This is a genomic window from Burkholderia sp. AU33803 (genome assembly GCF_002223095.1).
Taxonomy (GTDB): Bacteria; Pseudomonadota; Gammaproteobacteria; order Burkholderiales; family Burkholderiaceae; genus Burkholderia.
This window is the reverse complement of sequence record NZ_NKFJ01000006.1, coordinates 1,645,653-1,659,737: the sequence shown is the minus strand read 5'-3', so window position 1 is coordinate 1,659,737 and position 14,085 is coordinate 1,645,653. Positions and strand designations below refer to the sequence as shown.

Genomic DNA, 14,085 nt, shown 5'->3' with positions numbered 1-14,085 from the left:
CGGTTCCCGTTTAGGCGGTTTCGCGATGAAGGGGGGCGCCGCCGCGCCGCACGTCGTAGCGGACGACGAGGTCGCGCGCGGGGCCGGGGTCGAGCCGTTGCCCGAGCCACGCGGTGCGGCCGATGCCCTGCGCCGCGCCGAGCGCGATCGCCGGCACCGCGTCGGCCGCCAGTTCGAGCTGCACGTCCCAGTCGAACTCGATGCCGACGTATTCGCGCACCCATTGCGCGAGCTGCCGCGCATGCGGGCCGCCCGGCAGGAAACGGCGGTAGGCACCGAGCGACAGCGGGCCGAGCACGATCCGGAAGCGCGACTGCGCATCACGCACCGCGACGCCGAGCGCGACGGCGCCGACCCGCAACGTCGGCCGCGTCGCGCGGATCGTGCAGCGCTGCGAACGTTCGATCGCGACCCACTGCGGCACGTGCTCGACGATGCGCGCCTCGACACCGAAATGCCGCCGCAGGATCTGCACGAGCCCTTCCGGGTTGCGTGTGTGGCGCACGAGATGGCCTGCGTGGAAATAGCGCGCATGCGGCGCGAGCGTGTCGGCGTCGGCGTGAGTGGCGGCTTTCGTGACGGGCTTGTCGCCCTGCGCCGCCCGCCCGATCAGGCTCGCGACATAACCGTCGAACCGTGCGCGTTCCGGGCGATCGAGGCTCACCGTCGGCTGCGCATCGGCCCACGCGCGGTAGAACAGCAGGATCAGACGGTGATGGAACAGGTCGGCGAACGCGGCGAACGTCGGGTCGTCGTGCTGCGCCGCGCGTTCGTGCGCGTATTCGGTCAGGTGCGTCGGCAGCGGCCCGTTCGGGCCGAACAGCCCGAACCCGTGGATCGCGATGCGCGGCGGCATGCCGCTGCCCTCGCCGCTCACGCCGGCCAGCATCGACGCCGCAAACGCGAGCGACGGCTGCTGCCCGAGCCGCACCGGCTCGTCACGCGGCCGCGTCGCATGGCCGAGCGGCGCGCGGCCGGGCGACAGCGCATCGAGCCAGCGCAGCGCCTGGAACAGGTCGTAGCCGTGCGGCGCGGCGCGCAGGCGTGCCCACCACGCATCGCGGCGTGCGGCTTCGGCGGCCGGAGACATATCACGCTTCATATCGCGGGCCGCCTGCCGATGCGCGCCGGCCAGTGTGCGAGCGTGCCGCGCTGCGCACTGGTCATCACGCATTCGGCGAACGCGTTGATCGACACGTGGCGCGCGAAGAACTGTTCGAGCACCGCGCCGAGCAGGAATGGGCTGTCGCCGGAGAACGCATGATCGTCGACGGTCACGTCGACCTGCACGCCGCGCCCGAACATCAGCGGCCCGGACGCCGGCAGCCGGCGGAACACCGGCGAGAACGCCACGCGCAGCACGCCGTCGATCTGCCGGCGCATCGCGGCATCGGCCGGGTCGGCATGCAGGCCGAGCAGTTCGCGCAGCGCATGCGCGCCCTCGTCGTCGTCGAGATCGGTCAGCGTGTGCCGGGCGAGCCCGAGATGGCGGATCAGCCGCCACGCGGTTTGCGCATCGGCGATCGGCGGCCGAGGCCGCGACGGGCCGCGGATCGCGACGATGCTTTCGACCGGAGCCGACACGCGCAGCGTGAACGTGTTCGCGTCGCCGGGTGGCTGCAGCAGCACGAGATCGCGGTTCGTGCACAGCGTGTCGGCCGCCAGGTAGCGCATCGTTTCATCGTACGGCGCGCACTGGCTGTCGACGAGCGACACGTAGGTCTCGCTGCCGACGTAGCCGGTGCGCGTGCCGTTCGCGCGTGCCTGCGAGGACACCAGCCGCGGTTCGCGCCGCACCGTGTAGTACGCGCCATGGTTGCCGTCGTCGCTCGCGAACGACGCGTGAAACGGCCGGAATTCGCGTGACTGGCCGTCGTCACGCTGCTCGCTCGCGAGCCGCTGCACCGCATAGACCTCATAGTCGAGCGGCCGGCTGCGATCGACGACGACATGGTGCTCGCGCGCGCCCGGCTGCAGCGGAATGCGGTCGGCGCGGCGCGCGAACAGGTTCACGGCCGGCGTGCAGTTCAGCGCGAGGTGTTTCGCGCTGACGGCCGCTTCGAGCGCCGCATCGTGGCGATCGAACAGCACGGTCAGTTCGAACGCGTCGCCGGTCGCACGCGCGAGCGCGGCGCGCAGCCCGCCGATGCTGAAGAACAGGAAGCGCGCCGGAAACGCGAAATACTCGCGCAGCAGCCGGTAGCCGTGGAAGCTGCGGCCGTCGTCGGGCAGGATCGCCTGGGCGGGATCGAAGCCCTCGTGGACGATCGCGTCGGCGTCGAGCGTATGCAGCCAGCGCGGCGGCTGCGCGGGATCGTGGCACACGACGCCGAGCGCATGCGCGGCGATCAGTTCGAGCAGGTGCAGCGCGTCGCGCTCGGGGCCGGCGAGATGAAACGTCAGCCGGTCGAGCGGCAACTGGGCGAGTTTGGCACCGCCGCGCGCCTCCAACCGGATGCGCAGCGCGCCGCGCACGTCCTGCCGCGCGGCGAACGCGCCGCGCGGCAGCCACGACGGCGCGCCGGTGACGGTCGCATCGGTCAGTTCGAGCGGCCACAGCGTCAGGTCGTGCGCGGTGCGGAATTCGCACGCGGTCTGCTCGGACGCGGCCGGACGCGCGCGCAACGCGGTGCCGGCCGGCAGCCGCCAGCCTTGCGCAAGGCTGCCTTCGTTCAGCAGCGGCGCGAACCGCACGATCGCCATCGACGGCAGCGGCGCGATATAGCCGGGATACACGGCATCGAGGAGCGCCTGCGTGAAACGCGGAAACTCGGCGTCCATCTTGAGCTGCACGCGCGCGGTGAGGAAGCTGAAGCCTTCGAGCAGCCGCTCGACGTACGGATCGGGCGGCCCCGATTCGTTGAGCCGCAGCCGCGCGGCCACTTTCGGGAACTGCTGCGCGAATTCGCCGCCGAGCTCGCGCAGGTACGCGAGTTCGCGGTTGTAGTAGTCGAGCAGGCGCGTATCCATCGCGTCAGGCCCCCGCCATCGATTGCAGCGACATCGCGCCCGTCTCGAGATCGAGGTCGGAGCGCAGCACGAATTCGAGCGGATGCGGGATCGACCACAGCGTGCCGCGAATCTCGAACAGCAACACGTTGTGGCGCCGTTCGCCGGCGCGGCCGCCGGCCGCGTCGATCACGCTGCGGACTTCGACGCTGTCGGGCGCGATGCGCGGCTCGAAGCGGAGGATCGCGTCGCGGATCGACGCCTCGACCGACATCCGCTCGACGCCCGACATCGGCTTGCCCACGAGCGGCCGCATCCCGTAGTTGAGCACCGATGCCTGCGCGTGCGCGAACGCCGACCAGTCGACGAAGCCGTCCTCGGCGTTGCGCGTGTTGAGCAGCCACGCGAGATCGCGCAGCACGGCCGCACGCAGGCGTTCGGTGCCGATCCACTGCGCGCCGGGCGCTTCGGCGGCGCGCTGCGGCTTGTCGTCGGTGAGCCGGTCGAGCAGCGCGGGCTGGAGCCGGTCGCGCAGGCTGCCTTCCCGGCCATCGCGACCGCTGCCGCCATCGCGGGTTCGCGGGTCGTCCATCGTCATCTCCGCGCCGTCACATCTCGGTGTTTTCCTTGATGTTCCAGCCGACGGTCACCTCCGCGCCCTTGCCGCCGTTGTCGTTCTGCTGCCAGTACTGCTTCTTCACCTTCGCGGCCTGGAAGCCGTAATGCATCATCAGCCGGTCGGCGACGTCGCCCGGATCGATGCCCGCGACCTGCGCGGACGTGACGAGCACCTCCTGCAGCGTCACGCGCATGAACTCGACCTGCGTGCCGCCCGTCTTGCACGCGGAGATCTCGACCGACGACAGATGCTTGCCGTTCGCGCAGTTCTTGATGATCGCGGGCGCGCCCTTGTCCATGTACGCGGCGACGACGAGATCGTTGAAGCTCGCCTTGCCCGCGTTGCCGCCGCTGCCGCTCGCCATCGCGCCCGGCTGGCTCGCGCCCCACGTGAACGACTGGATGTCGGTCCAGCCCTTGTGCTGCGCGTCCGCCGATTCGCCGGTCACGCCGTCCACCTTCATAAACATTGCCACGCCCATTGCCGTCTCCGTTTCAGTGCGATGTCAGGATGAATGCCGCGTTGAATGCCGATCGTTGCTTGCTCTGCCCTCACTCGTTGGCCGCCTTCGCGGTCGGCAGCCGCGAGATGAGCCGCAGCGACACCGTGAGCCCTTCGAGCTGGTAGTGCGGCCGCAGGAAGAATTTCGACGTGTAGTAGCCGGGGTTGTCCTCGACCTCCTCGACCACCACCTGCGCGGCCGCGAGCGGCTTGCGCGCCTTGGTTTCCTGCGACGAGTTGATGGGGTCGCCGTCGACGTAGTTCATGATCCAGTCGTTCAGCCAGCGCTCCATGTCGTCGCGTTCGCGGAACGAGCCGATCTTGTCGCGCACGATGCACTTCAGGTAATGCGCGAAGCGGCAGCACGCGAACAGGTACGGCAGGCGGCCGGACAGCCGCGCGTTCGCGGTCGCGTCGGGATCGTGGTACTCGGCCGGCTGGTACAGCGACTGCGCGCCGATGAACGCCGCGAAATCCGAGTTCTTCCGGTGTACGAACGGCATGAAGCCGTTTTTCGCGAGCTCGGCCTCGCGGCGGTCACTGATCGCGATCTCGGTCGGGCATTTCTGATCGACGCCGCCGTCGTCGGTCGGGAACGTGTGGCTCGGCAGCCCTTCGACCGCCCCGCCCGATTCGACGCCGCGGATCGACGAACACCAGCCGAACTGCTTGAACGAGCGGTTGATGTTCGCGGCCATCGCATACGCCGAGTTCGCCCACGTGTAGCGGTCGTGGTTCGCGGCGTCGGTGTCTTCCTCGAAGTCGAATTCGTCGACCGGGTTGGTGCGCGCGCCGTACGGCAGCCGCGCGAGAAAGCGCGGCATCGCGAGGCCGATGTAGCGCGAATCCTCCGACTGCCGCAGGCTGCGCCACGCCGCGTATTCGGTGTTCTGGAAGATCTTCGTCAGGTCGCGCGGGTTCGACAGCTCCTGCCACGAATCCATCTGCATCAGCTCCGGCGATGCACCGGCGATGAACGGCGCGTGCGCGGCCGCCGCGATCTTCGACAGCTCGCCGAGCATCTCGACGTCCGGCGGGCTGTGGTTGAAATGGAAATCGCCGACCAGGCAGCCGAACGGCTCGCCGCCGAACTGCCCGTATTCCTCCTCGTAGATCTTGCGGAACAGCGGGCTCTGGTCCCACGCGACGCCCTTGTAGCGCTTCAGCACCCGCGCGACCTCGTTGCGCGACGCCGGCAGCGCCTTGATCTTCAGCAGCTCGTCGGTCTCGGTGTGCGTGACGAGGTAGTGCAGCCCGCGCCACGCGCCTTCGAGCGTCTGGAACTCGTTGTGATGCAGGATCTGGTTGATCTGCTCGGACAGCTTGCGGTCGATCTCCGCGATGATCTGCTTCACGCTGCCATATGCATCGGTCGTCATGCCGACCGTGTGTTCGAGCGCCTGCTGCGCGAGCGTGCGCACCGCGCGCTCGACCGACTCGCGCGCCTCGGCCGTCTTCGGCTTGAACTCCTTCTGCAGCAGTGCGGCGAATTCGTCGTGCGCGACGGCCGGTTGCGCGGCGTCGCGCGTGTCCGCACGGGATTGGACGGGATCATTCATCGCGGGCCTCCGGTTGGGTCGCGTCGCCGCCCTGCGCGGGCTCGTGCGGGTTGCGCACGAGCGTCTTCAGCAGGTCGGGATCGTTGATCGCGCGCTCGATCAGCTGCTCGGCGCCGTGCTTGCCGTCCATGTACGACAGCAGGTTCGACAGCTCGGTGCGCGCCTCCAGCAGCCGGCGCAGCGCGTCGACGTTGCGCGCGATCGCGGCCGGCGAGAAATCGTCGATCTGCTCGAACGTCATGTCGACGTTGAGCATCCCTTCGCCGGTCAGCGTGTTCGGCACCTGGAACGCGACGCGCGGCGCGACCGATTTCATCCGCTCGTCGAAGTTGTCGACATCGATCTCGAGAAACTTGCGCTCCGGCAAGTCCGGCAACGGCTCGGCGCGCTTGCCCGCCAGGTCGGAAATCACGCCCATCACGAACGGCAACTGCACCTTGCGTTCCGCGCCGTAGGTCTCGACGTCGTACTCGATCTGCACGCGCGGCGCCCGATTGCGCGCGATGAACTTCTGTCCGCTGCCTGCCGCCTTGGTTCTGTCCGTCATCGTCCACTCCTTCACATCGATCAGGTTGCGCAGTTCGTCGTCACCGCCCGCGTCGCGGCGGCGCTCACTCGTTTCATTCGCTCCGCTCGCCGCTCAGCAGATCCAGCTTCGGCAGGCTCTCCGGCGCGAGCTCGCGGATGATTTCGTAGAAGTCGAGCGCGAGCAGCCGCTGCGCGCGCCGCAGCAGCAGCGGCGCCGGATGGCTCGGCTCGTGTTGCTCGAAATAGCGGCACATCTTGTCGAGGCCGATGCGCACGTCGTCGCGGCTCGTGACCTCGGCATCGCGCCACGCGTGCGCGTTCGGTATGGCCGCCGGCGCGGTTGCGGCCGTGCCGGGCTGCGACGTGTCGCCGGGCGCGGCCTGCTGCATGTCGGGCGACGCCGGTTGCGGCTCGGGCCGCGGCACTTCGCGCACGATCCGTTGCAGCGCTTTCTCCGCATCGCCTTCGTCGGGCGCCCATTCGCGGCCCAGCTTGTCCGTCACGCCCACGCGGATCGCCTCCAGCGAGCGCAGTGCCGCGCGCGCCGCGTCGAGCGGCGTCGTGCCGTCGCCGCCCGCGGCCGACAGCGCAGCCAGCAGGCTGTCGCGACTGCCCGCCACGGGGCTGCCGGTGTCGTCGCGGCCGTCGAGCAGCCGCTCGGCGTCGCGCACGCTCGGCCCGCCGTCGAACAGCGGCTGGCGGCGCGCCGCGCGCGCGCAGTCATGTGCGCCGGCTATCTCGGCGAGCGCGTTCATCCGCAATGTCGGGTCCGGTTCGCCGTCCGCGTCGAGCCGCGGATGCAGGTCGTCCCAGCGGCGTTCGAGCAGGTTTGCGACGAGCGCGAGCGCGTCCGCGTAGCCTGGAATACCGTGTTGCTCGATCCAGCTTCGTGCGAGACAGGCGATGACGCGCAGATCCTTCGTGCGCGCCGACAGCGCCAGCGCGAGCCGCTCGACCGCGCGCCAGTCGGGCGCTTCGGCCGGGATCACGGTGTCGCCGTATTGCTGCTCGGCACGCGGCGTCGCGCGCTCCTGCAGTTGCAGGAACTCGGCGTCGTATTCGAGATTCGCGCCGCACGGCGCATCGGGCGCGACATCCGCGAGCAGTTGGCCGATCAGGTCGGCACGCGGCGTCGCCGGCAGGCCGGGCGGCACCGTGGCATATGCGGCGGCGGCCAGCGCCGCCTGGCTGACGTCATTCGAATGCATAGTCGATGTTGACCGGTTTGCTGCCGAAGTCGATCGCCACGGTGCGGTGCAACGGCGGCAGCGTGCCGTTGCGGATCTCGATCACGTAGACGCCCGGCGTCAGCGATACCGAACGCAGCGGCGGGCTTGCGCCGCGCCGCGCGCCGTTCACGTAGACGTCGCCCCATGGCCGCACGTTGAAACGCACCTGCACGGTTTCCTGCGCCTTCGGCGGACGCGGCTGCGACTCGACCGTTGGTGCGTTGACGGTGGCGACGGCAGTCGCGGCCTCCGACGGCGCCTTCGGTGCTGGTGTGGGCGCAGTCGCCGGTGTGGCTGCCGCTTCCGACGGCGGCACGTTGACGACGCGTTCCGACGAATCGAGGCTGCCGGCGGGGGCGATGCCCGAGCTGGAGCCCGACGGCGACGGAGCCGGGTTCGTTACGGTGGTCGCAACCTGCGGCGCGGGCGTGGCGGCCTCGACGGCAGGCGCGCTGGCCGGCGCTGCGGCGACGGGGGGCGGCGGAACCTGCGCGGACGATCCGGCCGGCAGGCTGGACGGCGGCACGACGGTCGGTGTCGGCCCTTGCTGGGCCAGCGTGGCGCCCGGCGTGCTCGCGGGCGGTGACGTGCCGGCCTGCGGCTGGCTCGCGACCGGTGCGGCTTCGTCGGCGACGCGGGCGGGACGCGACAGATAAGTCGCCGCGAGACCGACGGCGATCAACGCAACGAGCGCGCTACCGACGTAGACAGGCACGCGGCGGTGGCGCGATCCAGGCGGAGCGTGGCCGCGTTGGGCGCCGGTCGGCCCGGATGCGCCGCCGGATGACGACGCCGATGCGGCGGGATGCGGTGCGGTCGAGGCGGCGGCGCCGGCAGCCGCGGATGCGTTCGCGTTGCCGGAACCGGCTGCACCTTGCGCGCCGATGTCCGAGGCCGTATTCGCTGATCGCGTACCGGCTGCGTCGTGTGTGTCGGTTCGTGCAGCGGGCGCTTCTTTCGCGCGTTCGACGTCTCCGGTCGGCGTTTCGGATTCGACCGGTTTTTCAACCGGTTTCGCAGACGATTGAGACGCATGCGATGCAGCAGACGCTGCGAGCGAGCCTGCAGCCGCAACGGCGGCGCCTTGCGCGACGGTTCTGGACGTCGAACGCGTATCGGCCTCCAGCTCGGCGCCGGACACGCCAGACGATGCGGATGCCGTATCCTTAGGCGCAGACCCATGATCCGCACCACCGGCTGTCGACGCCCGCCCATCCGGCGCAGCGTTGCCCGAAGCGGTCCCGCCCGCGCCGATCGAAGCCGCAGCAGCAGCGGACGCCAAGCCGGACGCAGCAGACGCCTCACCCTTCCCGTCCCCGCTCCTGCCCGCATCACCCACCGGCGGCACGACCGCCGCACCATACCCGCCCCCCGTGCCGACATCCCGCAACCCGAGCTCCGCCGCGAACGCCGCGACCGATTCCGGCCGATCCGGGATCCGCAACTGCAGCGCATGATCGACCGCCGCGAGAAACGCCGGGCTGTACACCTCGCCGGCCGGCAGCTCGCGCGTCGCGAGCGGCCGGTACGTGTCCTTGATGCTGCGCACGACGGCCGCGGGCGGCAGCTCGCCGGTGATCATCGCGTGCATCACCGCACCAAGCGCATAGAGGTCCGTCCACGGCCCCTGGCTGAACGCGGGATCGTCGGTGTACTGCTCGATCGGCGCGTAGCCGGGCTTGATCATCATCGCGCCGTCGTCGACCAGGTCGCCGATCCGTTTGCGCGCCGCGCCGAAGTCGAGCAGGATCGCGCTGCCGTTCGGGCGGATCAGCACGTTGTCGAGCGCGACGTCGCGATGGAAGCACTGCGCGCGATGCAGCGTGTCGAGCGCGCCGAGCAGCGCGGCGACGATACTGCGCAACTGCGTCTCGCTGATCCGCATCCCGCCGTCGAGCAGCTGCTTGAGCGTGCGCCCTTCGTAGAACGGCATCACCATGTACGCGGTGCCGTGGCTTTCCCAGAAATGCAGGACCTTGACGAGCCCCGGATGATCGAATTGCGCGAGCAGGCGCGCTTCGTTGAGGAACGCGCCGCGACCGGCGTCGAAGGCCTGCGCGAACCGCTCGGAGCGCAGCGACACCGTGTAGTCGCCGCCGCGCGTGGCCAGCATCGACGGCATGTATTCCTTGATCGCGACCGCGCGCCGCAACGTGCGGTCGAATGCGCGATAGACGATCCCGAAGCCGCCGATGCCCAGCACCTCGTCGAGCTGCAGTTCGCCCAGGCGATGGCCGAGCGGCAGCGGCCGCACCGTGAATTCGGATGCGTCGCCGCGTGTCGCCGTGTCGTGCTCGTTGTCTCTCGATCCAGCGTCCTTCATCTCCACCACCTCTCGAAACCGCGTCCTTTCCACCCGCCGCACCCGGCGGCCCGCCGTCCGTCAGCCGGGTCGCTAGTTGCCGCCGAACAGCGTCAGGAACAGCGCGTTGTCGGGCGTGCCCGTATGCGCGTGCGTGCGCAGCGGCGATCCGTCCGCGCGGTTGGTCCACCAGAAACTGGTGCCGCCGTGCGGATCGAAATAGCCGGACAGTCCCGGCCACGCGGCCGGGGCCGGCCGTTCCGGCGGCGGCGCCGGCATGCCGTCGACGATGTCGGCGTAGGTGTCGTCACCCGGCGTGAGCCGCACGCGCACCAGCATCTGCTCGAGATCGCCGGGCGCGCGGGCATGCCGGATCGTGTCGAGCAGCGCCTGGCCGACCTGCCAGTAGAAAGTGTCGGCAGCATCCGGCAGCCCGTTCCAGTAATCGGCGGCGCGCATCGGCAGCGTGGCGATCACCGGGTAGTAGCGCCCCACGCGGTCGCAGCTCGGCGCGAGGCAGCCCGGCTGAATGCACGACGCCCCCGCGCCCGCCGGAATCAGGAAATTCCAGACCGGCGCGACCGTGTAGTGGCGCTCGATCTCGTCCGCGCCGCGCTGGCGCATCGCGGCCATGCCCTGCTGGAGCCAGCGCTCCCACCACAGCGCGAGCGCATGCGGCAGCCGGCTGTTGACGAAGTCGCCGGCGCCGGGAATCTTCCCGTACCAGGCCGGCGCATCGCCGTCGGTACGCGTGAACGGCGGTGTCGGGCTCATGGCTTCGGCGGGCATGTAAAGGACTCCATCTGGGGCAGCCTGAACGGGTTGCGGACACTGCCCGCATTCACTTGCAGCACGATCGGTTTGCCGTCGACCGTGAAGCGCGCAATCATCTGGTCCGAGCCGCGTCCGGCCGACACCCCCGCGCGGTCGAACAGCCGGTGCAGCGCCCACGGCCCGTCGGTCGAGAAGCCGTCGGTCGCGCCCGCCTGCCCGGACACCTGCAGCCGCACCTGGTTGCTGCCGCGCGGGCCCGGCCAGTTCACCGCGCTCTGCACGAGCGGGCCGTGCGCGTAGCGGACGATCTGTCCGTCGACGTCGAGCACCATCTCCGTGATCGACGGGTCCATTTCGAGCGGCTGGATCTGTACCTTCAGCTGGGCGGTGCGCGCGCCGCCGCCGAAGTAGACGTCGCGGATCACCGCCGCCTTCTCGAACGACGCCAGCATCGCGGCGGCCGACGGATCGGCGTCCGCATTGCGGTTCGCGAAGCGCCACGGGTGCGACGACGTATCGACGATCGACTGCAGGTTCTTCTGGAAGAAGTCGTCCATCAGGCCGCCGGGCGCGAACATCTGCGCGAAATCCGCCGGCGCGACGTCGCGCGACGCGCCGCGCGCGAACGGATAGCGGCCCGCGATCGCCTGCCGGCAGAAGTCGCCGACGTTCGCACCGGCCCGGGTCGCGACGCTGCGCTGCTCGACGGTCGCCACGCTGCCGTTCGCGACGTTCGACAGGTCGTCGAGCACTTCGCGGAACGGTGTCGGCAGGCGGCCGGCCTGCGCACGGAGCTTCGCGGGCGCATCGGACGGCGGCGGCTGCGCGCCGCTCCTCAGTGCGTCGTCGGTGGCCGTCAGGTACGTGTACAGCGCGTCGATCGACTTCAGCACGTCGTTGAATGCCGACGCCTGGTCGCCGCTGCCGGGCGCGAACGCACGCAGCCCGGCGAAGTGGCTGTCGACGATCTGCTCGGCGCTCGCGGGCGCCGCCGCGGACGCGCTCGCATTGCTGCCCTGGCCCGCGAAGATCTGCGACAGCGAGCTGCGCGCCTCGTCGACCTTGTCCTGCGCCTGCGCCGCGAGATTGCGCGCCCCGCCCGGTGCATCGCCGAGCGCGGTGTCGCGTGCGAGCGCCACCATCAGCCGCGTGAGCGGCGAATCGGCCGACGACAGCGCGCGCGCCACCTGGATGCTCTGTGCGAGCGTCGCGGTGCGCTGCAGCTTGATGTCGGCGAGATAGTCGTCCCAGATCTTCAGGTAGTCGTTCAGGTAGAGCTGGCGGATATCGCGCGCCCACGCGGCCGCGTCGTTCGGGCCGGGAATCTCGGACAGCCCGAGGTTCAGCACCCACACTTCCTCGCGCCCGTACGCGTCGACCTCGCCGGCCAGGCGCGGCGCGAACACGTTGCGATAGCCGTTGCGCGTATAGAGCCCCGGCACGCCTTCCGACAGCGGCTTGCCGCTCTGCCGTCGGAACACCAGCGATGCGTCGGGGCCGACCGCCCGCGCGACGCTGAAGTCGAACGCGGCCGTGGCCGGCCGCAGCGTCATCGTCATCTGACGGTACAGCCGCTGCGAGAACGGCACCTGGCGCAGCCGGTCGCGCACGTCGGCCACGAGCCGCTCGTTCATCGGATACGGCGACACCGCGACCCGGTTGCCGAACAGCGCGGCAAGATGCGCACGCAGCGCGGCGCGTTCGGCCGGCGAGAAATCGGGCGGCAGCGCGCGTTCCATCTCGAGGTCGACGACGGCCTGCACGAACGCGGGATCGTAGTGCGCGCTGTCGTACAGCATCAGGTACGCCTTCAGCGCCGCATACGCGTATTCGGTCTCGTCGGGGCGTGCGTCGCGCAGCGCCGCCTCCATCCGGCTCGCGGCGATCGGCAGCAGCACGTCTTCGAGCGCGCGCCGGTACACGGCGTCGACGGCTTCGTCGATCTTCTCGCCCTGGAATAGCCCCCACCGGTATGCGAGCGGCGGATGCTGCAGGTCGACGCCGCCAGCATTCGCGAGGTTGCCGAGCGCGTCGAGCACGGGCAGCAGGCGGGCGACGTCGGCCGCATCGGAGAATTTCGCGCCGGCGATCTGCGCATCGACGGCCGGCACACGCGCGCCGATCTGGTCGAGATACGCGCGGTTGTTCGAATAGCTGCGCAGCCACGCAAACAGCACGGCCACGCACGCCAGCGCGAGCAGTACGTAGCCGGCGATCTGCAGCACGCGCCGCTTCTGGTGCCAGCGCAGGTCGCTGCCGGCGAGCGCGGCCTCGCGGAAGATGTGCTCCTGCAGCAACGACTTCAGGAAGAAGCTGCGCCCGGTCGAGCCGACCTGCGCGACCGGCGGTACGCCCTCGATCTTCAGGAAGCGCTTGATGCCGCTCATCACGCGATCGAACGCGGTGCCCTCCTGCGTGCCGCTCGTCAGGTAGACGCCGCGCAGCATCGGCATCGGCTCGTAGCTCGACACGGAAAACACCTCGGCGACGAACTGGCCGAGCATGTCCTGCAGGTCGGCGATCTGCTGCGGCAGCAGGTAGGTCATCTCGCGCTGGCGCGCGTCGGTCTGCGCGGCGAGCAGTTCGGGCAGCCCGTCGTTCAGCCGCTGGTGCAGCAGCCGGTATTCGCGGTCGAATGCCGCCCGCAGGTCGAAGCCCGGCGCCTCGCTCTGCGCGAGCGGGAACGTGAAACCCCACACCTGCGCGCATTCGGCGCGGCCGTAGTGGCTGAAATATTCGGCGAAGCCCGCGAGCAGGTCGGCCTTCGTCACGAGCAGGTACACGGGAAAGCGGATGCCGAGCTGCGCGCGCAACTCGAGCAGCCGCTTGCGCAGCACCATCGCGTGCTGCGTGCGTTCGGCTTCCGACGCGCCGAGCAGGTCGGCCACGCTGATCGTCAGCATCGCGCCGTTCAGCGGCTGCCGTGTGCGGTACTTCTTCAGCAGGTCGACGAAGCCTTTCCATTCGGCCTCGTCGAGCGCGCGGTTGCCCTCGTGCGTCGTGTAGCGGCCGGCCGTGTCGATCAGCACCGCGTCGTTCGTGAACCACCAGTCGCAATGCCGCGTGCCGCCCACGCCGCGGATCGCCGCGCGGCCGAACTGCTCGGCCAGCGGAAAACTGAGCCCGGAATTCACGAGCGCGGTGGTCTTGCCCGAGCCCGGCGCGCCGATGAACACGTACCACGGCAACTGATACAGATACTGGCGCGACATCCGGTCGAACCAGCGCGGCAAGCCCTTGCGCACGGTATCGGCCTGCCCGAAGCGCACTTTCTTCAGCAGCGAAGCGGCTTCGTCGAAGCGGCTGCGCAACTCGTCGAGCTGCGCTTTCGCCGGATCGTCGGCGACGGCCGGCCCGGGCGCGGCCTCGCGCAGCTGGTTCAGCAACTGCGCGTTGAGCCGGCCGGCGCGCCAGCTGCGCCACGCGACGCGTGCGCCCCACGCGATGAACAGCACCGCGATCGTGAGCCCGCGCGCCCAGCCGCTTTCGAGCGGCCGGGCTTCGGCGAACGCGAACAGCGGCCCCGCGAGCCACACGAAGCACGCGAGCACGACGAGACCGGCGAAGGTCCAGATCTCCCGCGACGGCAACGGCCGGACGAAACGCGCGACAGCCTGGTTCATG

10 protein-coding genes are annotated in these 14,085 nt (G+C 70.1%); all 10 read right to left on the bottom strand.

The genetic code is table 11. From position 1 onward, the window contains the following. Window positions 1-10: 10 nt before the first annotated feature. Window positions 11-1,102, bottom strand: a complete 1,092-nt coding sequence (gene tssG, locus CFB41_RS24715) for a type VI secretion system baseplate subunit TssG (protein WP_089458235.1) — start codon at window positions 1,100-1,102, stop codon at window positions 11-13. Further along, a complete protein-coding gene (gene tssF, locus CFB41_RS24710) occupies window positions 1,099-2,970 on the bottom strand; it encodes a type VI secretion system baseplate subunit TssF (protein WP_089458234.1) in 1,872 nt (623 codons plus the stop codon). The genes tssG and tssF overlap by 4 nt, the downstream gene beginning before the upstream one ends. 4 nt (window positions 2,971-2,974) lie before the next feature. Continuing rightward, complete coding sequence (gene tssE / locus CFB41_RS24705; protein ID WP_256941162.1) at window positions 2,975-3,541, bottom strand: type VI secretion system baseplate subunit TssE; 567 nt, start codon at window positions 3,539-3,541, stop codon at window positions 2,975-2,977. A 16-nt stretch (window positions 3,542-3,557) separates the two neighbouring features. Then, complete coding sequence (locus tag CFB41_RS24700; RefSeq protein ID WP_027791618.1) at window positions 3,558-4,049, bottom strand: type VI secretion system tube protein Hcp; 492 nt, start codon at window positions 4,047-4,049, stop codon at window positions 3,558-3,560. A 70-nt stretch (window positions 4,050-4,119) separates the two neighbouring features. Next, window positions 4,120-5,628 carry a type VI secretion system contractile sheath large subunit gene (gene tssC / locus CFB41_RS24695; protein WP_089442466.1) on the bottom strand — a complete coding sequence of 503 codons (1,509 nt, stop codon included), beginning with the start codon at window positions 5,626-5,628 and terminating at the stop codon, window positions 4,120-4,122. Continuing rightward, a complete protein-coding gene (gene tssB / locus CFB41_RS24690; protein WP_011355191.1) occupies window positions 5,621-6,175 on the bottom strand; it encodes a type VI secretion system contractile sheath small subunit in 555 nt (184 codons plus the stop codon). The genes tssC and tssB overlap by 8 nt, the downstream gene beginning before the upstream one ends. Window positions 6,176-6,248: 73 nt before the next feature. Further along, a complete protein-coding gene (gene tssA, locus CFB41_RS24685) occupies window positions 6,249-7,364 on the bottom strand; it encodes a type VI secretion system protein TssA (protein ID WP_089458233.1) in 1,116 nt (371 codons plus the stop codon). Continuing rightward, the gene (locus CFB41_RS24680; protein WP_089458232.1) at window positions 7,351-9,708 is read right to left on the bottom strand and encodes a serine/threonine-protein kinase; all 2,358 of its coding nucleotides are present in this window, start codon (window positions 9,706-9,708) and stop codon (window positions 7,351-7,353) included. Before CFB41_RS24680 ends, tssA begins: the two co-directional genes overlap by 14 nt. A 72-nt stretch (window positions 9,709-9,780) precedes the next feature. After that, window positions 9,781-10,476, bottom strand: a complete 696-nt coding sequence (tagF, locus tag CFB41_RS24675; protein WP_089458231.1) for a type VI secretion system-associated protein TagF — start codon at window positions 10,474-10,476, stop codon at window positions 9,781-9,783. Beyond that, window positions 10,458-14,084, bottom strand: a complete 3,627-nt coding sequence (gene tssM / locus CFB41_RS24670; RefSeq protein WP_089458230.1) for a type VI secretion system membrane subunit TssM — start codon at window positions 14,082-14,084, stop codon at window positions 10,458-10,460. Before tssM ends, tagF begins: the two co-directional genes overlap by 19 nt. Between the last annotated feature and the right edge of the window lies 1 nt (window position 14,085).